The organism is Alteromonas sp. C1M14 (assembly GCF_018860965.1).
Taxonomy (GTDB): Bacteria; Pseudomonadota; Gammaproteobacteria; order Enterobacterales; family Alteromonadaceae; genus Alteromonas.
Genome location: NZ_JAHKQF010000009.1, coordinates 252,792 through 276,328, shown reverse-complemented (window position 1 = coordinate 276,328; position 23,537 = coordinate 252,792). Strand labels below are relative to the sequence as shown.

22 protein-coding genes are annotated in these 23,537 nt (G+C 46.7%); 4 read left to right on the top strand and 18 right to left on the bottom strand.

Features of this window, described 5'->3' with window-relative positions; all coding sequences use genetic code 11:
* Positions 1–2: 2 nt before the first annotated feature.
* The 10 genes from gspL to gspC are packed head-to-tail and all read right to left on the bottom strand — an operon-like array spanning position 3 to position 10,167.
* Entirely contained in the window at positions 3–1,196 is a 1,194-nt protein-coding gene (gene gspL, locus KO501_RS08815; protein WP_216029286.1) for a type II secretion system protein GspL, read from the bottom strand.
* The gene (gene gspK / locus KO501_RS08810) at positions 1,196–2,182 is read right to left on the bottom strand and encodes a type II secretion system minor pseudopilin GspK (protein WP_216029285.1); all 987 of its coding nucleotides are present in this window, start codon (positions 2,180–2,182) and stop codon (positions 1,196–1,198) included. The genes gspL and gspK overlap by 1 nt, the downstream gene beginning before the upstream one ends.
* On the bottom strand, positions 2,179–2,811 hold the full coding sequence (gspJ, locus tag KO501_RS08805; protein ID WP_216029284.1) for a type II secretion system minor pseudopilin GspJ: 633 nt from the start codon (positions 2,809–2,811) through the stop codon (positions 2,179–2,181). The genes gspK and gspJ overlap by 4 nt, the downstream gene beginning before the upstream one ends.
* On the bottom strand, positions 2,808–3,269 hold the full coding sequence (gene gspI, locus KO501_RS08800; protein WP_216029283.1) for a type II secretion system minor pseudopilin GspI: 462 nt from the start codon (positions 3,267–3,269) through the stop codon (positions 2,808–2,810). The genes gspJ and gspI overlap by 4 nt, the downstream gene beginning before the upstream one ends.
* Positions 3,266–3,904, bottom strand: coding sequence for a type II secretion system minor pseudopilin GspH (gspH, locus tag KO501_RS08795; protein ID WP_216029282.1), 639 nt, complete (start codon positions 3,902–3,904; stop codon positions 3,266–3,268). Before gspH ends, gspI begins: the two co-directional genes overlap by 4 nt.
* Before the next feature lie 13 nt (positions 3,905–3,917).
* Entirely contained in the window at positions 3,918–4,352 is a 435-nt protein-coding gene (gene gspG, locus KO501_RS08790) for a type II secretion system major pseudopilin GspG (protein WP_216029281.1), read from the bottom strand.
* Positions 4,352–5,572, bottom strand: a complete 1,221-nt coding sequence (gene gspF / locus KO501_RS08785) for a type II secretion system inner membrane protein GspF (protein WP_216029280.1) — start codon at positions 5,570–5,572, stop codon at positions 4,352–4,354. Before gspF ends, gspG begins: the two co-directional genes overlap by 1 nt.
* A 3-nt stretch (positions 5,573–5,575) precedes the next feature.
* Positions 5,576–7,141 carry a type II secretion system ATPase GspE gene (gene gspE / locus KO501_RS08780; RefSeq protein ID WP_216029279.1) on the bottom strand — a complete coding sequence of 522 codons (1,566 nt, stop codon included), beginning with the start codon at positions 7,139–7,141 and terminating at the stop codon, positions 5,576–5,578.
* A gap of 2 nt (positions 7,142–7,143) precedes the next feature.
* Positions 7,144–9,195 carry a type II secretion system secretin GspD gene (gene gspD, locus KO501_RS08775; protein WP_216029278.1) on the bottom strand — a complete coding sequence of 684 codons (2,052 nt, stop codon included), beginning with the start codon at positions 9,193–9,195 and terminating at the stop codon, positions 7,144–7,146.
* Between the two features lie 21 nt (positions 9,196–9,216).
* On the bottom strand, positions 9,217–10,167 hold the full coding sequence (gene gspC, locus KO501_RS08770; RefSeq protein ID WP_216029277.1) for a type II secretion system protein GspC: 951 nt from the start codon (positions 10,165–10,167) through the stop codon (positions 9,217–9,219).
* Positions 10,168–10,291: 124 nt separating this feature from the next.
* Between gspC and hslR the strand changes: the two genes are divergently transcribed.
* The 3 genes from hslR (at position 10,292) to KO501_RS08755 (ending at position 13,528) form a co-directional block, all read left to right on the top strand.
* The gene (gene hslR, locus KO501_RS08765; RefSeq protein WP_216029276.1) at positions 10,292–10,696 is read left to right on the top strand and encodes a ribosome-associated heat shock protein Hsp15; all 405 of its coding nucleotides are present in this window, start codon (positions 10,292–10,294) and stop codon (positions 10,694–10,696) included.
* A gap of 23 nt (positions 10,697–10,719) precedes the next feature.
* Positions 10,720–11,625 (top strand): Hsp33 family molecular chaperone HslO, encoded by a 906-nt coding sequence (gene hslO / locus KO501_RS08760; RefSeq protein ID WP_216029275.1) that lies wholly within the window; start codon positions 10,720–10,722, stop codon positions 11,623–11,625.
* Positions 11,626–11,959: 334 nt separating this feature from the next.
* Positions 11,960–13,528, top strand: coding sequence for a phosphoenolpyruvate carboxykinase (locus KO501_RS08755; protein ID WP_216029274.1), 1,569 nt, complete (start codon positions 11,960–11,962; stop codon positions 13,526–13,528).
* A gap of 46 nt (positions 13,529–13,574) precedes the next feature.
* Here KO501_RS08755 and KO501_RS08750 read toward each other — a convergent pair whose 3' ends face one another.
* Positions 13,575–14,006 (bottom strand): hypothetical protein, encoded by a 432-nt coding sequence (locus tag KO501_RS08750; RefSeq protein ID WP_216029273.1) that lies wholly within the window; start codon positions 14,004–14,006, stop codon positions 13,575–13,577.
* A gap of 210 nt (positions 14,007–14,216) precedes the next feature.
* On the opposite strand from KO501_RS08750, the gene KO501_RS08745 reads away from it, so the two are divergent.
* The gene (locus KO501_RS08745; protein ID WP_216029272.1) at positions 14,217–15,539 is read left to right on the top strand and encodes a Na+/H+ antiporter NhaC family protein; all 1,323 of its coding nucleotides are present in this window, start codon (positions 14,217–14,219) and stop codon (positions 15,537–15,539) included.
* Between the two features lie 16 nt (positions 15,540–15,555).
* On the opposite strand, the gene envZ is transcribed toward KO501_RS08745, so the two are convergent.
* From envZ to KO501_RS08710, 7 genes are all read right to left on the bottom strand, one after another.
* Positions 15,556–16,869 (bottom strand): two-component system sensor histidine kinase EnvZ, encoded by a 1,314-nt coding sequence (envZ, locus tag KO501_RS08740; RefSeq protein WP_216029271.1) that lies wholly within the window; start codon positions 16,867–16,869, stop codon positions 15,556–15,558.
* Between the two features lie 14 nt (positions 16,870–16,883).
* Positions 16,884–17,609 (bottom strand): two-component system response regulator OmpR, encoded by a 726-nt coding sequence (ompR, locus tag KO501_RS08735; RefSeq protein ID WP_216029270.1) that lies wholly within the window; start codon positions 17,607–17,609, stop codon positions 16,884–16,886.
* Between the two features lie 189 nt (positions 17,610–17,798).
* Entirely contained in the window at positions 17,799–19,046 is a 1,248-nt protein-coding gene (gene nhaD, locus KO501_RS08730) for a sodium:proton antiporter NhaD (RefSeq protein WP_216029269.1), read from the bottom strand.
* Between the two features lie 195 nt (positions 19,047–19,241).
* Positions 19,242–20,144, bottom strand: a complete 903-nt coding sequence (locus KO501_RS08725) for a phosphoribulokinase (protein WP_216029268.1) — start codon at positions 20,142–20,144, stop codon at positions 19,242–19,244.
* An 86-nt stretch (positions 20,145–20,230) separates the two neighbouring features.
* Entirely contained in the window at positions 20,231–21,190 is a 960-nt protein-coding gene (locus tag KO501_RS08720) for an ion transporter (RefSeq protein WP_216029267.1), read from the bottom strand.
* Between the two features lie 193 nt (positions 21,191–21,383).
* Positions 21,384–22,673 (bottom strand): phosphoribosylamine--glycine ligase, encoded by a 1,290-nt coding sequence (purD, locus tag KO501_RS08715; RefSeq protein WP_216029266.1) that lies wholly within the window; start codon positions 22,671–22,673, stop codon positions 21,384–21,386.
* A gap of 19 nt (positions 22,674–22,692) precedes the next feature.
* Positions 22,693–23,463: a methyltransferase gene (locus tag KO501_RS08710; protein WP_252728289.1), complete on the bottom strand. Its 771-nt coding sequence runs from the start codon at positions 23,461–23,463 to the stop codon at positions 22,693–22,695.
* Positions 23,464–23,537 lie beyond the last annotated feature (74 nt).

Genomic DNA, 23,537 nt, shown 5'->3' with positions numbered 1-23,537 from the left:
GCTTAACCCCGAATGGATACGGTACCGATGACCATGTCATCGCGGTTATTGATCGCGCCTTGTTCCACCTCAAAACCCGCACCTTCGGCCTGACGACGAAACTGCTCAAGGGACTCAAAACTCTTGCCCTGAGCCTGCATTCTAAGCTCGGTTCGCACGGAATCGAAACGAATGGTTTGCGGTTTTATCTGCGAAGTCGAAAATGCTGGGGTTAATTGTTCCATCATCACCAGCAGTGAGCTACCACCGCCGCCCTGCTCTAACTTGGCCATTTCACTTCGAATTTTAAGCTTCACATCTCGGTAGGTTCCTAAATTAGGAAACCCGGCTTTTACCACATTGTCGATGTTCTGACTGAGTTTGGCATTGGCTTGTTTAAGTTGATAAAGGGTAACCCCCTTATCAATCAGCGATGTGGTTAATGCAATGACGGCCAATACGGCTGCCACACGCCATTGATACCATTGACCCGCTCGCTTACGTTTTGCACGATATTCCCCTTGTAAAAGGTTGAAGTCGGCGCGGGAGGCTTCCATGGCTAATACGTGCATCGGTAATTCAAGCTGTTCTTGTTCAACGGTGGCGTTGGGCAAGGCACTGAGATCATGATCAGAATAATTACGCACCACCACCTGAGCGTCTTGTTGTCGCAGGATGTGGGTGAAGGCGGGCAAGACCCACGAGGCTTCGCCTTGCATCCCTTGCCATTCATCTTCTCGCAATAATATGTCTTCACCTAGGGTTAATACCGACCAACCGTTTTGGGTCAGCGGCACGGCAAGGACATCAGGTATCAGTCTGTCGCAAAGTAAACCCGCATCTTTTAGCCACTGCTGCCAATTATTCATTTTTTCATGGGAAACCACCGCGACGGCTTGTTTATCACCTCGTTTTGGCCCAATGGCAAAAAACTGTTGGTTAATATCTTCGGCTAACTCGTCTTCCAGCATAAAAGGCAGTGCAGATAGAATTTTTCTGCCGGCTCTAGGCGGTAGATTAACCCATTTCAGCAAGATGTCGCTGCCGGGGGCAAGAGCAATCACTGGACGTTGCCCGGCCCGCTCTTTTAGCGAAGCAAGGTGCGCCGCATCAGGTAATTCTCCTGAAGCGATAATTTCACGTTCGCTGGCTGACCAAACCAGCCATTGTACAGGTGCGTCATGCCGGGAACCCAATCTGACTAGAAGTTGTTCCATTACTTTACTCCTCCGAATTCACGGCGTACTACCTGTACGCTTTCGCCACCTTCGGCGCTAAACAAGCTGGTTAAAGAAAATGTAGCGTTGTTATAACTGGTTTTAATATGCAAGATAAAATACTTCGTGGTAACGGTAAACCAATCTCGTTGTGTGTCACTTAAATCCAACGCTGCCATAGTAGGTTCATTTAAAAAATCGTCAATGGTGCTCCACCCGTCTTCCGAGCGACTGCTAATCAGGTTACTTGCCTGTGACAATGATAATCCGGTAAGACCGGCAAGAATAGGGGCCCGCTCTTCGGTTAACGTATTGACGTTAATCGCCAAGGTGGTTTCATCGGGGATCACGCAAATGAGCGGTAAGATATCGTTTAGCCAAGTAGGACTTACACCGTTAATTAAGCGTAATTCCGATTGATTCGTCATCAGGCTATTGGCGGCAAGATAAGGGTGCTCTAAGCTTTCATATTCGCTATCTTCCGCACCGTATGTGCGCATGCTGGTGTCACTATCTAGCCAGTCTGCAAGTCCGTCTCTCACGGTTTCTGCGGTGTAACTGTCGATGTCATCGCCGGTGGCTTCAAGCATTGCCGCAAAAGCTTCCATTTCTTCCGAGGCTTGGGTTTGGCTGCTTCTGTCATTATCGCTAGGTGACAAAGCATTTAAATTGAAGCAACTTTGGGCATCTTCTAATTGCGCTTTTATCGTTCCATTATCTACAGGGTACATAAATTCCTGCGCCCATTCTTCGCTTAGTACCACCTTATCGTCGCTTTCATCGAGCAAGGTAGCAATGGACGTACGGGCAAAGGCTTCTGCGCCTAAGGCATACCAATAGGCTTGGTTGTTGTCTTTTATATTAATGGTACGCTGCACTTGAATCTGTAGCCGTGAGCCCATGTCTGCAGCTACGATCACTACAAGGGCGACAATCATCAACACAATAAGCAGTGCTACGCCTCGCTGCTGTGATGGCACTCTCATAAGGAGGCTCCGCTTAGGGTAAATTCGCGGCGTATTTTGCCAAAGTCTTTGCTGACAAATTCAAAGGCAACGGCTTTCGGTAACGTCGAGCCCACAAAGGTGTCGCGCCAATCTAGATCATCATCATCGGATAGGGCGTCGTCTTCTTGCTCAAGATCGACCACAAATTCCACTTTAAAATCTGTAATGTTGTCGAGTAATTCTCGGACTTTAGGTTCAGTGCCGCTGACGCTATCAACATAATTGGTGTACAAACGCTCTAATTTGTCGTCTCGCAATCGATACGCCACCGCTTGAAGGGTACTACGAGGCAACATCATTTGAGGGTTTTGCCAGCCACTACGGACAAAAGCGATGGCAAGACCATCAGACTCATCAGGATCGCCGCCACGCATAACGGTTTCAGACGCTTCACCATTTACTCGTACCGCCCGGGGCACCGCTTGTTCTATGTCACGTTCAATGATGGTGACGGCCCGCTGCAAGCGCTGTAATTTGTCAAACCGAGCTGATGACAGCTCATCACTGTCTAAAACCGTAGTGAGTACCGATGTTGATGCCACCCCAATAAACGCAAAGATGGCGATGGCAATGAGGATCTCGATGAGGGTAAAACCCTGTTGCTTCATGAGTTATCATCCTCATCATCGTCGTCATCATTGAGATCATCGGCATCGTTAGCCGAATCGTCATCGGTGTCGGCCACAGATGCGGGCTCTGCAACAAAGGTTACTACTGTGGTGGTAAAGGCGTTATAGTCGCCGTCCAAGCCCACGCTGATTTCCAATGAGCGTAGTTCCTCATTGGCAGTTTTTTGTACAGCTTGTTGCCAATACCAGGTGCGGTCAGCCATCTCGGTGGTACCACGAACATTATTTTGTGGTGGCCAGCTTCCCGTTAGCTTTACTTGGTTAATGCGATTATTTGCAACCCAGGTGGCAAAGGTAGTTTCTTCAATTTTACCCACACTGAGTAAATGATCTGACGCCGCTTTTAACGCCGCTGTGCCGGCAAGGGCAAAAATCACAATCGCTGCCATGACTTCCAGTAGGGTAAGACCGGACTGTTTGGTTGGTGACAGGATCATTCTGGGAGGTTCTCTAAAGGACCGTTTAACAATAACGGCGGTATATCTTTATTCTGCAATTCGAAGTAAACCGGCTGTTCACTACTTAAACCAGGCTCATAGATAAAGGCGAGGCTAAAAGGGGTGATCTCACCGCTGGACATAATTAACACTTGTGGTGGTGGTAAAACTTTCTCTTCCTCGTCGCCAATGTTTGTACTGGTATCATCAAGGGAAAAGTTTTCGTCAAACACATCCCGTTCAAACAGCTGATCTTCCGTATCCCAAGGCAAATCATCTAAGTTAAGAGAAAAGGTAAACTGGTCCGCTAAGGTGTGAGGGGCATAGAGTTTTTCGTTATTTATTTTTTGCCATTTGTCGTCATCGTCAAGATAAACAAAGTAATATTCGCGGCGCTCTTTTTCGAAACGTACGCCCAGTTGACGTTGGTTTAACACCGCATAATCGCTGGCCATGTCCATAAGCACCTGCAAACGATTGGCTTCTTTTTTTAGCTGATCAGATTGATTGACCCCAAAGGCATTGAATACCACAAAGCTGGCAGCCAGCCCCATCAGCACCATTACCAACATGACTTCCAGCAGGGTGAAACCCTGCATGGCACGCGTTGATAATGGTTGTTGAGGCTGCTTCATGACGGTGTCCGAGTTACAAATATTCGTTCACGTTCCAGGTACCAATGTCATCATCAGTGCCGGGTTCGCCGTCGGGACCGTTGGAGTAGATATCGTAATCACCCACTTCTCCAGGACTGATAAACTGATACGGGTTACCCCAAGGATCTTCCGGTAAGCGCTGAATAATGCCGCCGGTGGGATAGTTTCTTGGTACAGGATCAACCGCAGGCTTTTCTACCAGTGCGTCAAGCCCTTGTTCTGAGGTGGGATAACGATTGGCCTGCATTTTATACATGGCCATGGCGCTTTCTAACTGCTGGATATCCACCGCGGCTTTTTTCTTTTGCGCGATTTCCTGATTACCAATGACGTTAGGTAGCACCATTGACGCGATAATACCGATGATCACCAGTACGATCATCACCTCGATAAGGGTAAAACCGGAGTGTCTTTTCATCGTTTTCATTAAATATTCACCATTTGATTCATTGCTAATATGGGTTGCAAAATAGCCATCACAATAAATAGCACCACAAGGGCCATGACAACTATCAGCATAGGTTCAAAAATTTTAAGAGAGATACTGACCTGAGTTTCAAACTCACGATCTTGATTGTCCGCTGCCCGTCCAAGCATTTGTTGGAGTTCTCCGGATTTTTCACCGGATGCAATCATGTGCATCATCATGGGGGGAAAGATTCGGGTTTTCTCCAACGAAGCGCGTAAACTACTGCCTTCTTTAACATTGACCGCAGCTTCAGTGATTTGGTTCTTAATATGTTGGTTTTGTAAAACATCTGCCGAAATACGCATGGCTTCAAGCAAAGGAACGGCACTGGAAGAGAGAATGCTTAACGTTCGGGCAAAACGGGCGGTGTTAAGCCCTTTACTCACTTTGCCCAGTACGGGCATTTGTAAAATAGCGTGATGGTATTTCAACTTCATCGCCGGCTTTTGCACAACCCGATTAAATATCACTACCATGATGACAATAAATAATAGTAGTAAAAGGCCGTAGTTCTGCATCCACTCACTAATACTAATAAGAATTTGCGTGATCACAGGGATATCCTGACCCATGTGCTCAAATTGCCCCACTATTTTAGGTACCACAACGGTAAGTAGTAAAGAAATGACCCCCACGGCAAATATCAGCATAATAGCGGGATACACCATGGCTTGTGTGATTTGGCTACGGGTTTGTTGTCGACGCTCGGTATAGTCGGCTAATCGGTTTAAGACCACGTCTAAATGGCCGGATTTTTCACCGGCGGCCACCATGGCGCGATACAATTCGTCAAACACGCTAGGAAACTGTCCCAATGCGTCAGCCAAACCATGGCCCTCAACCACCTTACTGCGCACCGCCATCATCATGTTCTTATGCCGGGGTTTTTCACTTTGCTCGGCAACAGCAAGTAAGGCTTCTTCGATGGGCAGTGCCGATTCCACCAACGTTGCAATTTGACGAGTCAGCAAGGCTAGGTCTGAGGCAGAAATTCGGGGTTTAAAAAAGCTAAAGCCACTACCTTTGGTGCTGGACTTTTCCGCCACAATCTCTACTTCAAGAGGGATCAGCCCTTTTTCACGTAATTGTTGACGTACCTGGCGGGCATTATCACCTTCTAATACCCCTTGTTTATTACGACCGCTGGCATTCAGGGCCTTATAGGAAAACGCAGCCATTAATTAGTCCTCCCGCGTTACGCGCAGAACTTCTTCAAGAGATGTTTCTCCGGCTAGTACTTTTTGGCATCCGTCATCACGAATGCTCGGTGTGGTTTTGCGGATATAGCGTTCGATTGCTTGTTCACCTTTGCCTTCGTGCATCATATCTCGAATAGGTTCATCCACTAGCAGTAACTCGTGAATACCCGTTCGACCTCGATAGCCGGTTTGATTACACGCAGCGCAACCTGAAGGTTGGTAAATGGTGGGCAAGGGGTCGCCGTCGGCTACGCCTAATAAGGCCGCTTGCTGTTCATTTGCAGTGGTTGGCTTACGACACTCTTTACACAAGGTTCTCACTAAGCGTTGTGAAAGTACGGCCAGCAAACTGGAAGACATTAAGAAGGGTTCAATGCCCATGTCTTCTAACCGGGTAATGGCACCGGCTGCTGTATTGGTGTGTAAGGTGGACAATACTAAGTGGCCGGTTAAACTGGCTTGCACCGCAATTTGAGCGGTTTCAATATCACGAATTTCCCCTACCATTACTACATCGGGATCCTGACGAAGAATCGCCCGTAACCCCCGCGCAAATGTCATATCCACCCGCGGATTGACCTGGGTTTGGCCAATGCCGGGCAGGTCAAATTCAATGGGGTCTTCAACGGTGAGAATATTGCGATCTTTAGAGTTTATTTCAGTAAGACCTGCATACAAGGTGGTACTTTTCCCTGAGCCTGTGGGGCCGGTGACCAAAATAATGCCGTGGGGCTTACGAATTAACGAAGAGAAAATATCCCGGTTCGCTTTTGTCATACCTAAATCGGCAAGATTTAATCGCGCATTATTTTTATCCAGTAAACGTAATACCACCCGCTCACCGTGATTCGATGGCATGGTTGACACCCGAACATCCACCGCTCGACCGGCAATACGTAGTGTAATCCGGCCATCTTGAGGAACCCGCTTTTCTGCGATATCTAGCTTCGCCATAACCTTAATTCGAGACACCAACATAGAGGATAATTTACGGTTTGGCCGTAATATTTCTCGCAGTACGCCATCAACACGAAAGCGCACCACCAATTGGTTTTCGAAGGTTTCGATATGTATGTCTGAGGCTCCTTCCTTGATGGCTTCCCCTAACATGGCATTGATTAATTTAATAATCGGCGCATCGTCTTCGCTGTCGAGCAGATCTTCAGTGTCGGGAAGTTCTTCTGCCAAGGCAAAGAGGTCACTTTCGTTGCCTAAGTCTTCCATTAATTGCTTGGCCGCGGAAGAATCCCGTTGGAAAGCTTGTGTGAGTAAACTCTCAAATTGGTCTTGGGGAATTTCAACCAGCGTGAAAGGTTCGCCAAAGAACCGTCTTACCTCAGCAAAAATGCTAAAAGGTGTCGCCTCGGTATAATACAAGGTGACAGGATCACTATTGGTTTCAAGCAAAACATGATTTCGCTTTGCGAAGCTAAAGCTCAACTGACGGGGCCCGCCAGCGTCTTCAACTACGTTGTCATCAGCAAGACTATCTAATGCTTCTTCTTGTGCCTCGATAGCCTGCTCAAGCGGATCTTGATTTGCAGCCATGACTACTCGTTGTCCTCTTTTTCGCTCTCTTTTTGCTTATCTTTTTCCAAAATATAATCTTCAAAGGATGGCGGCAATGAAAGGGCGTCATCCCACTTTGGCATGGAAGGTTGTTCTGCGCCAGGCATCAGTGAAACACCTTCAGAATGGCGTTTTAATTGCTGAGCACGAATGTAATTATATTTTCTATGGCTAATTTCGTTGGCCGTTACCCCATCACGAATAATAGTGGGCTTTAAAAAGACCATCAAATTACGCTTACGCTTACTTGACGAGGTAGACTTAAACAAGTTGCCGATATACGGAATATCACCAAGAATTGGCACCTTAGAGACACTCTCTTGTACGTCTTCATCTATTAAACCACCCAGTACGATGGTACCGCCATCATCCACTATAACCGTGGTTTTGATCTGTCTTTTATTGATGGAGATATCCACTGCCGTGGTTCCACTTACCGAAGAGACTTCTTGTTCGATGGTTAACTGAACGGCATCGCCTTCGTTAATTTGCGGCGTGACTTTAAGCTTAATACCGACTTCTTGACGATCAACGGTTTGGAACGGATTGGAGTTATTGTCGCCGGTGGTTGTGCCAGTGATAACCGGAACTTCCTGACCCACAATGAAAAAGGCTTCTTCATTGTCCATGGTGGTTAAATGGGGCGTCGCAAGTACGTTGGAATTGGTGTCAGTATTGACCGCTTGAATAACCGCACCCCACCCGTTTTTGATGATACCCGCGAGCAAGCCGTTGGTCCCGCTAAGTAAACTGGAAAGGGAACTGTAGTCACCATCATCGGTGGTGGTCACCGATACAACATCACCATCGTCGGTGATATAGGCTTCGGTATCGGTGGTATCTTCGGCTTCCTTGATGGCTACGGCTAGCGAGCCTACAGGGACGATGCCGTTACTAAATTGGGTACCGCCGCCGGCTTCGGAAACGAGCTGCACACCTAAGGTGGCACCGTTGCTTTCGTAGACTTCTACAATAATGGCTTCTACTTGAACCTGGGCTCGGCGCACATCCAGTTGGCGAATAACCTCTGCCAACGAACGCATCATGTCCGGTTCTGCGGTAATTACCACTGAATTGGAGGGGTCGTGGGCTTCAATACTAATTTCACGGTTCGCCGAGGTGCGGGCTGTTTGTGTCGAGCCTTTATCTTCAGCTTGGATACTGGATGAAACCCCTTGTAATACCTTAACGACATCTTCAGCTTTGGCATAATTAAGGAAAATAACCTGGGTATTGCCGGTGGTTTCTAATTCTTGATCCATGCGCTGGATAAGATTGACAATACGGGCTCTGGATTGCGCATCGCCACTAACAATAACCGAGTTGGTACGGTCATCTGCCACGGCGCGAGGACTCGATTTAGCGGTGGTGGCGGTTTTGCTTTGTGACTTGTTAATACTGTCTACAATACGGACCATTTCTGAGGCTGACGCATAATGTAACTTAACAATCTCTACTTCTTCGTCACCGGCACGGTCAACACGCTCTATAATTTCTACCAAGCGGTTTACCACGGCAGCGCGTCCGGTCAGCATCATTACATTTGATGGATCGTGGGCTACCACATTGCCGCCACCAGCTTGGTCGTTTAATTGGCGCAAAATAGGCGCCAGTTCGCGAACGGGAACGTTGTACACTGGCACTACGCGGGTAATCATTTCGTCGCCGTCTAGGGCATCGCCTTCGACCACGGGAATATTTGAGGTTTTCGCTTCTTTAGAACGCACCACTTTTAGTACGCCACTGGGCATTTCTACTACGGCAAAATCGTACACCTGCAAGACATTCAGGAAGAATTGATAATATTGATCTTCGGTGAGCATATCGTATGAACGTACGCTGATTTTGCCCCGAACATTGGGCTCAACAATGATGGTTTTTTTCAGATTTTTACCAACGATGGTAATGAACTCGTTGATATCTGTATCTTTAAAATTTGGCATGTACTCTGCGGCTGTTGCCGAAACACACAGCGCAGCAGCACACATTGCGGCTGTAATCCGCGAAAATAAGGTTCGGCGCTTTTGCCTCATGAGTCTATCTTCCTACTTTTATTATGCATTATCCGGCTCTGGCATATCCAGATACACGGTAATGTACTCACCGTCACGGGTCAGTGTTAATTCAATGGTACTGGCCTGACGAAGTGCATTCATCGCGGCTGACGACTGTTGGGTGTCTGTCAAATCCAGCCCGTTTATTTGTATCACCACATCGCCCGGTTTAAGTCCCGACGATTCAAACAACGCAGAGTTGTTTCCTGGCTTAATTTTATACCCTATTAGCTGGCCTTCTTCGATGGCTGGCGAAATAGCGATGTAATCGGTAAAGCTGCCAGGTTTTTTGCGTAATTGAGAGACAAGGGCCTGGTCGATCTTCACTTCTTTGCCTTGGGGCGCGTCGCCAACATTGGTTCTTTGCGGTGGGCCGGCTCGGCGTGGTGGCGGTGGTTCGTTTCTGGCTACCTGTTTATTGGCATCATCATAGTCGATTCCGTCCAACATAAGGGTTTCTTTACGAATGCCATTTTTAATGATGACCCGATCGCTATGAACCTGATGCAAGGTTGCATTGGTTCTTTCAATTTTTTCCCCTAAGCCGTACACATTTTGCACCCCTTTATGCTCGATGATGGCAGTGGCTTCTTCTTTTATTGAGCTTACGACTACACCGGTAAGGGTTAATTTAAGTTTGGTTTCTGGGGCATCGGTGATGGGTTTTTCGTCAACCACCGATTCATTTTGTATTGGCTGGCCAAATAAATTTAACTGTTGTAATTGGGCTAAATTGACCCCACCTTGCCCTCGTTGAACAAGTTGTGGGCCGGAAGATAAACCAGCAGGTATGGCAGCGGTATCTGGTTCAGGTATAATTTGCCAAACTAGTCGTGCAGCAAATGCCAATAAATACAGGCTCAGCAATACGACAACGACAAAATGAAGTTGTTTTTGATGCCGGCTGAAGAAGAGAGCCAGAGATTGGGTATTAAATTTGTCGAGTGTCATGTGTTGTCGAAGATACTGCTTTTTTAATCATTGATTTAGAATTATGCACACGATAGCCGACTCATCATAGCCTAGTCGAGGCGGGGGTCACAACAGTAAAACGAAAGAGTGACAAAAATATTACATGAGCAAAGGTAATCCTGATGACACGGGCGTTAATGTTCGCCTCGACAAATGGCTCTGGGCCGCACGTTTTTTTAAAACGCGAGGGATCGCCAGAGAAATGGTCCAGGCTGGAAAAGTTCATTATAACGGCCAGCGTGCAAAGCCAGGTAAAACAGTAGAGCCTGGTGCCATGGTAAAAGTTCCCGCGGGGTGGGATATTAAAGAAGTAGAGGTACTTAAAACCAGCGATAAACGCCTTAGTGCATCACTAGCACAGGCGTTATATAAAGAAACGGAAAAAAGCATTGCCCAGCGAGAAGCGAATCAGACCGCGCGAAAGTTGAGTGCCTTTCACAGTCCTCGACCAGAGCATAGACCCGACAAAAAACAGCGTCGACAGATTATTAAATTTAAGCAGCAATAAGCTGTTAGAACAGGATAACAGGCATGACCAATAACCAATATGATGAACTTCACCGCTATCTGTTGAACGCCGCTAATGTGCGAGGCGAACTGGTACGTCTTGAAGATAGCTTACAAAAAATTGTCCACAGTTATGAGTATCCGCTGCAAATCCAGTACTTACTTAGTGAAATGGCCGCGGCAACTTGTTTACTCACCGCGATTTTGAAATTCAAAGGCGAAATCGGGATTCAGATCCAAAGTAAAGGCCCTGTTAGCTATGCAGTGATTAATGCCACGGATGATTTCACCTTGCGAGGGGTGGCAAGATGGGATGAAACCCTTTCTGAGCTGCCAGAGGCTTTCCAAGACCTGTTAAGTGACGCTGTCATGGTCATTACCATTACGCCAGAAGAAGGCGAGCGTTATCAAGGTGTGGTACCACTAGATAAACCCACCCTTGCTGAATGCTTAGAGGGGTATTTTACCCAGTCTGAGCAATTGGCCACGAAAGTGATCTTGATGACCGATTTACAACATGCTGACCGTGCGCGCTCGGCAGGTATGTTATTGCAGGTACTCCCCACGCAGGCATCAAATACAGACGTCGATCAGGACACCGAATTTGAGCATGTCAGTAAACTTGCCGAAACCCTGTCTGACAAAGAAATGTTTGAATTACCGGTAAACGATATTCTTTATCGTTTATTTCACCAAGAAGAGGTTGAGGTATTTTCACCCCAAGAGGTAACCTTTGCCTGTTCATGCTCAAAACAACGCAGTGCAGACGCTTTACGCAATGTAGATAAAGCTGAACTGTTAAAAATTGTGGAAGAAGACGGCGCAATCAAAATGAATTGCCAATATTGCCACGCTGAATATATTTTCGACAGTGTGGATGTAGAAGCCATACATGCCGGACATTTTACTGAAACCCGTAAAGATCAGTAAGGCTGGTCGCTTAGCTCAGGCAAAAGTAATCTCAGCGGTGATGTAAATACATTAAAAACGAAGAAAAAGCGGCTGCAAGCCGCTTTTTTTGTTTTGTTACATGCTTGATTACAAGTCTTTTAATTTTTGTAGCTGCCAGATATATATAGAAATATTTCATTCACTTCTTCAATTGGTTTTTAATGCTGAAAGTAAAGCGCATAAAAACTGTAATTTAGATCAAATAATAGTCACTATTTCCCACTTTGATGTTGCTCAAAGCCCTATTTTATATACAATCAAAAGTAGAAGTATTTTTGAAAGTTAATCTGAAAATTTACCAAAGGGCTTACAAATGACGGCGGCACCACGTATTCAAACCGACAATTCAGTACAACCGCTTACCGATTTAACGTCGGCAGAGCTCATCGAGATTGCATTACAACGAGGCGAAGGCAAATTAGCCGATAATGGCGCCCTTGTGGTTGAAACCGGGCACCGAACAGGCCGATCTCCTGCAGATAGATTTATTGTTCGTGAGCCGTCAACTGAAGCCGATATTGACTGGGGAAATGTGAACCGGCCTTTTGCGCCAGATAAGTTCGCCGCTCTGTGGCAACGGGTAGAATCTTATCTTGGTGAACAAGAGCATTTTTTGTCTCACTTACAGGTGGGAGCCGATCCTAAGCATGCCTTACCCATTAAAGTAAGAACACAAACCGCCTGGCAACATGTTTTTGCCCGTAATTTATTTATACGACCAACGGTTTGGAACAGTGAAAACCATGATGTTTGGGATGTGTTAAATGTGCCGGGTTTTTGCTGTGAACCTGAGCGAGACGGCACTAACAGTGATGGTGTGGTTATCATTAATTTCGCCGAGAAAAAAGTGCTGATTGCAGGAATGCGTTACGCCGGTGAAATGAAAAAAGCCATGTTTAGCGTACAAAACTTTTTATTACCCGGCAAAGAGGTTTTGCCGATGCATTGTTCTGCCAATGTCGGTGAAAGTGGTGATGTAACCTTATTTTTCGGCTTGTCTGGTACAGGAAAAACCACCTTATCTGCTGATCCAAAGCGGTTTCTTATTGGTGATGACGAACACGGCTGGGCACCGGGCAGCGTGTTTAATATAGAAGGCGGCTGTTATGCAAAATGCATCGACCTATCGCAGAAAAACGAACCGGTAATTTGGGATGCCATTCGGTTTGGTACCATATTGGAAAATGTGGTGTTAACCGACACGCGCACCCCTGATTATACGGATGTGTCGTTAACACAAAATTCCCGTGCTGCTTACCCCCTTGAACACATTGAAAAAAGAGTCGCGGAAAATCGCGGCGGTGAACCCCGTTCGGTGGTCTTTCTTACTTGTGATGTAAGTGGTGTACTACCACCGGTTTCGGTGCTGAGTGAAGAAGCGGCGGCATATCACTTTTTAAGTGGTTACACAGCAAAAGTCGGCTCAACGGAAATTGGTTCTACAAGCGATATCGAATCTACCTTTTCTACGTGTTTTGGTGCGCCTTTCTTCCCGCGACCTGCCGGCGTTTATGCCGACTTACTCATCAAGCGAGTAAAATCCTTTGGGGCGAAAGTGTACTTGGTGAACACTGGATGGACGGGAGGCCCTTACGGGAAAGGAACCCGCTTTGACATTCCGACTACTCGGGCAATCGTCGATGCTATTGTTACTGGTGCCCTTGCCGAAGTGCCTACTCAGCATATTGATGGATTGAATGTGGATGTGCCTATAACCGTTCCCGGTGTAGACAGTGCATTGTTAGTGCCTTCGCAAACGTGGGCTGACAAAAGCGAATATAAAACGTATTTAGACAACCTGATCACTGAGTTTCAGGCAAATTTTGCTAAATACGATGTTAGTGACAGTATTGTGAAGGCCGGTCCTGGCTATAGCGATTAGTGGTATGTCATTGATAACAAGCCCGCCGGCAAAGGCGGGCTTTTTTTTACTGTGTGGCAGCGGCTTGAATAACTGACATATCCATATAGTTTGCATAATTGCTAATCGCTTGGGTCACTTTCATGTTTTGCATGAGTTCGCCCATGGCAACCTGACCTACCAATTCAAAAGCACGTTGGGTCGCCATTGGATCAACTTGCACCGCAGCTTTAAATTGCGCTGGGCAATCTTCGCCAAGTAGACGAGTAACGAGGGCCCCGACGGCTTTGTCTGAGTTTAATCTGGCATCATCTGCAATATTGGCAAACTCAATGATATCCGGATGGGCAGCCATCGAAAAATAGATCCACTTAGCCAGTTCTTTTCGTTCTTTTCCGTTGAGCGCATCTACCAAACATTCCCCTAAGGCGTTAGCAGACGCTTGCATGGATACCATGCTGCTGACACTTAAGATTAACGCTCCGATGAGTTTTTTCATTATTTTTCCCTAATTAAAAATTTACGTTAGCCTGCATGTCGTCGATACGCTTTTCAGGCGTGGGGCTTTGTACGTTTAATGGCCGAGGGCATATCTTATCGGCAATCGATATAAAATGGGTATGACTTTTTCTCATAAGGCAGTAAAATTTCATTCTTGTTTAGGCTACACTGCGCCGCATTCAACTTGCTGCCTTCGTGACGGGGAACTGTGCAACATCACGCGCCTGCTAATTTTTTAGGGCTTACGCCTATCCTCTTTTTCGTTATCACCGTATTGGTAGCGGGTATCGCCACTGATGATATTACTTCCATGCCCGTGCTTGTGGCGTTTTTTCTTTCCGCTGGGTATGCCTTGTTGCTTAACCCTAAACATAAAACCCTTACCTTGTCGGAAAAGCTCAACCTGTTTTGTGAAGGGGCCGGTAATCGTAATATTGTACTTTTAGTACTGATATTTTTACTGGCTGGGGCGTTTTATTCTCTGACCATTGATATTGGGGCTCGAGATGCCACGGTAAACTTAGCCCTTAGCGTTATTCCTACTCCCATGATCCTGCCTGGATTGTTTTTAATCTGTTGTTTTATTTCCTTTTCCATGGGGACATCCACGGGCACCATCACCGCTCTTGCTCCCATAGGGTTGGGGCTCTCCGAGGGATTGGGTGTGTCTGAAGCCTTATTGGCTGGTGTGGTTGTGGGGGGCGCCATGTTTGGTGATAACCTGTCATTTGTTTCTGACACCACCATTGCCGCTACCCGTAGCCAAGGAGTGCGGCTTACTGACAAATTTAAAGCTAATTTATTAATTACATTACCCGCCTGTGTAATTACCCTCATTATTCTAACGTTTGTTCCTGTGTCTGAAGGCAGTGCATTGCAGCAGGCTGATTACGATCTTGTGCGCATATTGCCTTACTTGGTGATCATTATCAGTGCGCTAGCAGGGCTAAATGTGATCCTCGTTTTGGCGCTGGGCATTGGGGCAGCAGGTATTATTGGGTTAGGCAGTGGCAGTTTTGGCGTGATGGCTATGTGGCAAAGTATTCAAACCGGTATGGGGTGGATGCAAAACTTATCGATGATTGCTTTAACCATTGGCGGCATTGTCAGCCTTATGTACGCGTATGGTGGCATTGCTTGGCTTATTCGCGTACTGACTTATCGGGTCAAAAGTCGTCGGGGCGCCGAATTTAGTATTGCAGCGTTAGTGAGTATTTTAGATTTATCCACCGCCAATAACACCATATCTATTGTGGCGGCAGGCCCCATTGCCAGTAAGCTGAATGGTGAATATGGTGTGGATCCTCGCCGCACAGCCAGTATATTGGATGTGTTTTCCTGTAGCTTCCAGGGGATCGTTCCCTACGGGGCGCAAATATTAACCATTTCCGCCGTGGGGGGGATTTCGCCTTTGGCGGTGTCGGTTTATGCGTGGTATCCCATGCTACTGCTGTTGTGTGGATTACTGGCCATCGGCTTTAATTTCCCCCGCTTTGTCACCAGCGATTCTGCTTACTCTACAGATATCTAACTATCGGAAATGGGCGTTAGTGACGTAGAGGTAACCAAAACTCGGCCACCAGCCCCCCTTCTGGATGATTACGCAGGGAAATGCCACCGTAGTGCATATTGATAATCTTTCGGGTAATGGCCAGCCCTAAGCCAGAGCCAATACTACCTCGGGCTTTATCTCCCTGTTTAAATGGCATAAATACATCATCAAGAGCGGCTTCGGGAATACCGGGGCCAAAGTCGCGAACACGGCAATAAACCTGTTTTTGTTTGTTGTCGAAATACGTGGTGACAGTAATGGCATTGCTGCCATAGCGAAATGCATTTTCCAGTAAGTTCTCAACCACACGTTTAAGGGCCGTTTTGCGCAAAGAAATTTGCGGTAGTTCGTGTAATTTTAAGGTGATGTGGTGGTCGCTTTGGCGGTGATGAGAAGCCGTTATATTCTCTATGAGTTCATTGAGATCACCTTGTTCCCAGTGTTCAGTTCGGTCGTTGCGGGCGTATTCAATGAACTGATCAATGATGGCATTCATGTCTTCAATATCATTGTTAATGCCTTCGCTTACCCATTGGCTATTTTCCGGTAGCATTTCCGAGGCAAGACGGATCCGTGTTAAGGGGGTACGTAAATCGTGGGAGATGCCGGCTGTCATCAAGGTGCGTTCATCTTCCAACTGTTTAATGCCTTGGCTCATCCGGTTAAACGCCCGAGTCACCTCACGCATTTCCGAACTACCCTGTTCCTTAAGGGGCAGCGGAAATTGCCCTTTCCCCACTTGTAATGCTGCTTGCTGTAAGGCTTTAAGGGGGCGGTTTAAATGCCTGACAAACCACCAACCGCCGGTAACGCTTAGTATGCCTATTACCATTAAGTACATGCCTGGTGGCGGTGAGGACCCTGAATCGTTGTCATTGCCTAACGGAATACTCACCCATACCTCAGGATAGGTAGAAAGGGAAAGCCATACGCGATAAGGCGTGCCCACTGGGCTGTCATTACTGCTAATGCGTACGTCGGTTCTTATGCCAATATTGGCTGACACTTGATCAGACATAAAATTGTAATGGGTTGCCTGCTGCAATCCCTGTTGCAACGCCTGTTCGGTGGTCATGATGTCCACGTTTGTTTGGTCGGCATATTGTAAGCGGGAAACCAAAGGCTTGTTGAGGAGATCTTGGCTAATAATGCTTTGCATTTGGGTGGCAAGCAAACTGCTTATTTGTTGGGTGGTAGGGCGCACAAAATAATAAGTCACAGACAGATACGAGACGATCTGATTGATAAGTAATAGTACGCCAATTAATAACGCAGTTTGGCCGAACGCACTGGCGGGAATAAGGCGCATGACGGTGATACCCTCTAACTCTGTTCCTCACCATCGGGAACAAAAACATAGCCTAAGCCCCATACGGTTTGAATGTAACGTGGGCTGGCAGGATCTTTTTCTAGCATACGTCGTAAACGAGACACTTGCACATCAATGCTTCGTTCAAGGGCACTGTAATCCCGTCCTCTGGCAAGATTCATTAACTTGTCACGGGACAAGGGCTCACGGGGATGGGTGACTAAAGATTTTAATACCGCAAATTCTCCACTGGTTAGTGGCATAGGTTTGCCTGCACCGGTCATTTCCCGTGTTGCTAGATTTAGTCGATAGTTACCAAATGCCACAATTTGCTGTTCTTTAGAGGGGGCGCCAGGGGCATCGGCTATCTTGCGACGCAATACCGCCTTTGCTCGGGCAAGCAGTTCTCTTGGGTTGAAGGGTTTGGGTAAGTAGTCGTCAGCGCCCATTTCCAAACCAATGATGCGATCCACTTCGTCGCCCTTGGCGGTTAACATAATAATGGGCACATCATTGTCCGATTGCCGTAGTCGTCGGCAAATAGACAGGCCATCTTCACCGGGTAACATTAAATCTAAGACAATGAGATGAAAGTTTTCGCGCTCAAGGTGACGATCCATTTGTTCGCTATTGGCAGCAGAACGGACTTGAAAACCCTGTTCGACTAAATAGCGCTCTAACAGACTGCGTAAGCGCATATCGTCATCAACTACCAATATTTTCGACGTTTCCTGACTCATATTCCCATACTCATTGTATTTAAACCTATCGCGATGGTTTGAAATTGGGGCAGGAAGCGCAACAAGCTAACAGGAAGGTATAACTGTATTTATTGTGCTTTGCTGCCCGCATAGTTAACTATAACTACACCAGCGGGCAGACAAAAGCAAAGAGATGTAACTGACACATCTTGAGTGTTACAAAAAATGTCAGTTAAGGACCAGGTTTGCCATCAATAGCACTAAAGAAAAGCCTAAGCTGTAGGCCATCAAAAGGAGTGCGGCAAATTTAGCATACTTTGCAAAAGTTAAGCCGTTCACCTTACTCATGGTAACAATACCCGCGGAAGAACCGATAATAAGCAACGAGCCACCTACGCCCACCGCATAAGTAAAGGCCATCCATTCTGCAGTAGACATGGCAATATCGGCTTTTAATAAGGCGGCAGTTAACGGCACATTATCTATCATCGAAGACAGCATACCCATAACGAAATTGGCGCCGGCTGCAGGCAATACATTGTATATTTCTAACAGTGCACCTAAGGCATGAATATGATCGAGCATGCCCACTAATAGCAATACGCCTAAGAAGAACAGCAGCGTATCAAACTCAATGAGGCGAATATAATCTAAAATGGGATCATCGTATTTTTCTTCTCCCATGAAGGTGGCCACCAAGAACATAACGGCCATGCCAGACAAGAAACATAGCATAGGCGGAATGCCAAACAGCACATTGGCAATAAGCGTAAGAATAATGGTGGAAAGAAAAATACACGCGATGACATAATCTACCGGACGCATATCATGGCGTGTCTTTTTAATTTTTACCTTGCCTTTTAAGCCAATACTTAACATGGCGGCTAAGAAGAGTACGGCTGTTAACGAAGGAATAATAAGCAGTAAAAGCTGTGTGATGGTGACTTTCTCATCTAGGAAAATCATCAGCGTAGTGACATCACCGGTGATCAACGAAACGCCACCAGAATTCACCGCGAACACCACTAAAACGGCAAACCGCATGGTTTGATTAAACGGTAAACCCAAAGACAGCACCATGGCGATGGAGACTAGCGTAGCGGTGATATTGTCTGCCAAAGAAGAAAAACAAAAACTGAATATGGCAGTAAAGAAAATGAGTTTTCGCAGGCTAATTTCCGTTGGCATGATGATATTCAACATATTTTCAATCAAGCCTTTACGGTTTAAATAGGCAACAAAGGTCATTGCCGCTACCAAAAACAGCCAGAGTGTGGATATTTCGGTAATGTTTTCTTTCAAGTGTTCGGTAATGGCGCCAAGTTCAGGCCCGCGATTAGCGTCTACAAACAATATTATCCAAGCTAATGTACCAAGAAAAAGGGTGGTTTTCGCTTTGTTGATATGCAGGGCTTCTTCAAAAATAACGCCCACTAGGGCAAGTATTGCAATGCCTATGAGCAGGATATCCAGCATGGTTTTATTCTCTGAAACAAAAGAGGCCAATTATAGATAGTTCGGGCGCTGAACTAAACGGGGCGTACGTTAGAAACCCTGTATTGCGAGTTATATTCATAATGCAGCACAGTGATGAAAACGTAGTGATAACAAATTGTGAAAGTACTGCATGATAGCGGAGGGAAAGACCCGCAAAAGCGGGCCTGTAAAGTGTTAGTTTTCGCCGACCCAGTCCATTTGGCTACCTGCTCTGCGCTTCTGATCTAAGATATCTTCAATTAATGGCGTGAGAATGAGTTCCATGGCCAACCCCATTTTGCCGCCGGGTACCACAATGGTATTTACCCGAGACATAAACGCACCGTCTATCATTTGTAATAGGTACGGGTAGTCTACGTTTCTCATTTCACGACGGAATCGCACCACAACAAAGCTTTCGTCTTGAGTCGGAATTTCACGGGCGCTGAAGGGGTTAGAAGTGTCTACCGTAGGCACGCGCTGAAAATTCACGTGCGTGCGGGAAAACTGGGGGGTAATGTACTGAAAATAGTCATCTAAGCCGCGCACAATGCTACTCATTACCGCTTCACGAGAATGGCCTCGGTCGGTGGTATCACGGACAATTTTTTGGATCCACTCTAAGTTAACAATGGGCACCATGCCAACCAGTAAGTCTACGTGTTTGGCGACGTCGTTTTCGTCGGTGACAACACCGCCGTGCAAACCTTCGTAGAACAATAGGTCGGTATTTTCTGGCAGCGCTTGCCAAGGCGTAAAGGTGCCGGGCATTTGATTAAAGGGAACGGCTTCGTCAAAGGTGTGAAGGTACTGACGAAATTGTCCGGTACCGGTATTACTGTATTCGCGGAATAAGCTTTCTAAAAGCTCAAAATCATTTGCCCGAGGACCAAAGTAGCTGATATGACGGCCTTGTTCCTGCGCTTTACGGATTTCCACTTCCATTTCAGGCCGTGTAAACCGGTGGAAGCTATCACCCCCAACAACGGCAGCATTTACACTCAAATTTCTGAATATATGCCTGATTGCATTAGTGGTTGTGGTGGTGCCAGCACCCGATGAACCGGTGATAGCAATAATAGGATGTTTAGCTGACATAATCGACGTTCGGTAGTATTGGAGTACTGTTATAAGCTGGCTTGCGCCAAGAATCAAGTGAAGTCATACCCTAGCAGGCCCTGTCATTAGTCTGAGGAATTATCGTCATTAGCCTGTGAATGTCCGCCCTGCCTGTGTTTGAGCAGTTGAACAATCAATTCGGCCTCTTCTTTATCCAGATACAATAATTCACGAATTTTTTCGATGTGCTGATAATCATTCCCGCTTAGGTAGCCATCTTCCATGGCGTCATTCACCAGCGCTCGAAAGCGTTCTCTGCGTAGGTGTAACTGGGCTGTAAAACTGGATGATAAAATACCGGCCGGTAACGCGTATAAGGTTACGCCAAGTAAAGTTACTAGACCACTAAACACCTTGCCGGTGGCAGTAACCGGAATCACATCGCCATAGCCTAGGGTAGTGAGAGTGACCAGTGCCCACCACATGGCATTGGGAATGGTACCAAACACCTCGGGCTGTAGCTCCCGTTCCAAATAGTATATCCCTGTTGCTGCGAAGGTCATAACAATAACCAATACGCTCATCGCGGCAAACAGAGTACGGGCTTCGTTGCGCAACACCTGCCATAGTAATTGCACAGAGTGGGAGTATCGCCCTAATTTTATTAACCGAGTGAGACGCAAAATACGCAGTATGCGTAAATCTAGGTTAATAAACATGCCTAAATAAAACGGCAAGATAGCCAATAGATCGACAATGGCCATCGGCGATAGCATGTAATGTACACGTTGTTTAAAAAGCGATTTGTCGGCGTGTTTAATCTCAGGTTTTTCTACGCAACACCAAACTCGGGTTACATATTCTGCGGTAAAAACGGCCACCGAGACGGCATCAAAAATATTAAGCGCATTGCCCCACTGAACAACAATGTGAGGCACCGTTTCCAGCATCATGGCGATGGCATTGGCAATAATAAGTACAATAAGGGAATAATCAAACAGGCGGCTAGGCCACTCACCGGCTTGGCTTTCTAAATAGGGACGCAAAATACGGTACGACTTTGCCCGCAGCGATAATTTACTCATTGTGTTGCCTTCGGTTCGTGCAACTTCATTGGGTTATCCCATCTGAAATGGAAAATATAAGACTTTTACTTATAACCTACCTACCGGGAAATTACACCTTACATAGGTAAAGAAAGATTTTTTGTGTTTTCCTGTACCCAGACCTAAAAAAGGGCGCTTTGTGCGCCCTGGGTGTTTAGATTGCTTGCCTTGTTTAGGCTTCTGCTTCTCTGGCGATGGCCCGATAAGCAATATCAGTACGAAAGTACACGTCTTTCCAACTGATGGTGTTTACCAGTTCATAGGCTTTTTGCTGAGCTTCGGTAACATTATTGCCTAAGGCTGTGGCGCACAACACCCGTCCACCGCTGGTGACAACCTCGCCGTCTTGCATTGCCGTGCCGGCGTGAAACACCTTGGCGTCTTCGGCGGCGGCTTTTTCCAGCCCGTTGATCACATCGCCTTTATCATAACTGCCCGGGTAGCCTCCGGCGGCCAATACCACACCTACGGCGGCGCGTTCATCAAAATCAATGGTTTTACCCGCCAGTTCGCCCTTACAGGCTGACTGGCATAAAGCCACTAAATCCGATTGTAAACGCATCATAATGGGTTGGGTTTCTGGATCGCCAAAGCGGCAATTGTATTCAATCACTTTTGGTGTGCCGTCGGCCATGATCATTAAGCCAGCGTATAAAAAGCCCGTATATGGGTTACCTTCCGCTGCCATGCCATCCACAGTGGGAAGGATTACCTCTTGCATAACGCGATCATGAATCTGTTGCGTAACCACAGGAGCTGGTGAATAAGCCCCCATGCCACCGGTGTTTAAACCGGTATCGCCATTACCCGCCCGTTTATGATCTTGGCTGGTGGCAAAAGGTACCACGTTTTTGCCATCGACCATCACGATAAACGAGGCTTCTTCGCCATCAAGAAATTCTTCAATTACCACTCGGCTGCCTGCATCACCAAACGCATTGCCGGCTAACATATCGCGAATGGCGGTTTCTGCTTCTTCTAAGGTCATGGCAACAATCACGCCTTTACCTGCCGCGAGACCATCGGCTTTCACCACAATCGGGGCGCCTTTTTCTCGCACATAAGCAATAGCCGGCTCAATATCGGTAAAGTTCTCGTATTCTCCGGTGGGGATCTGGTGACGAGCCAGAAAATCCTTGGTGAACGCTTTGGAACCTTCCAGTTGGGCGGCGGCTTGAGTGGGACCAAAAATGGTTTGGCCGGCCTCAGTAAATGCATCCACCACACCTTCTACTAACGGTGCTTCTGGGCCCACTATGGTTAATTCAACCTTATTGTCTTGGACAAAGGCTAATAAGCCTTCGATATCTGTGACACCAATGGCCACATTACGAACTTTGGGTTCGGTGGCTGTACCGGCATTACCCGGTGCAACAAAAACCGTTGATACAGCTTCAGATTGTGCGGCTTTCCACGCCAAAGCGTGTTCACGGCCACCGCTGCCAATAACTAGTACGTTCATCAAAGCGTTCCGTTACTCATTATTCAGGTTTAACAAATTTTAAGGTCATTCGATTACTTTCCCCGATGGCCATGTACTTGTCCTGATCTTCTTCACCTAAACGAAGGGAAGGAGGTAGGGTCCATACACCACGAGGGTGATCAGCAGTATCCAGCGGATTGGCATTGACAGCACTGTCTGCTACCAGTTCAAAACCTGCTGCTTTTGCGGCATCAATGACAAAGGATTTTTTCATATAACCGCTGCTTTTCATGTCCTCATCGGCAGCACCTTCAGGTAATTGGTGTTCTACAACCCCTAAGGTTCCACCCGGCTTAAGGGCTTTATAAAAGGACGAAAATGCGCTTACTACGGCGTCACGTTCTCCACCCATATACCAGTTGTGAATATTTCTAAATGTTAGTACCGCATCAGCACTGCCTTGTGGCGCAATGTCTAATGCTTTTTGTGGATGGAATGTGGTGATGGTTACGCCTTCGTATGGGCCACCGGCCATGGCTTTTTGTTTAAAGTTGGCCAGGGATTTCTTGTAATATCCGCCAGATTCTTCATCAATAAAAAAGTGGGCTGCGATGTATTCACCGTCATCGCTAAGTAAGGGGTACAGAATATCAGTATACCAGCCACCGCCTGGCCAGATTTCCACTACTGTCATGTCGGGCTCTATGCCAAAAAATCGCAGTGTTTGCTGGGGGTGACGAAATTCATCGCGTGCTTTTGCATCAGCACTACGAAGATCATTTTTTGCGGCATCTTGAAGGGCATCTGCACTGGCATTGACGGTAGTCATGGCAGTGGTAGCGGCAAGAAATGAGGCGGCAATCACTCGCATTGTGGTTTTCATGGTTGGTCCTTTTATCGAAA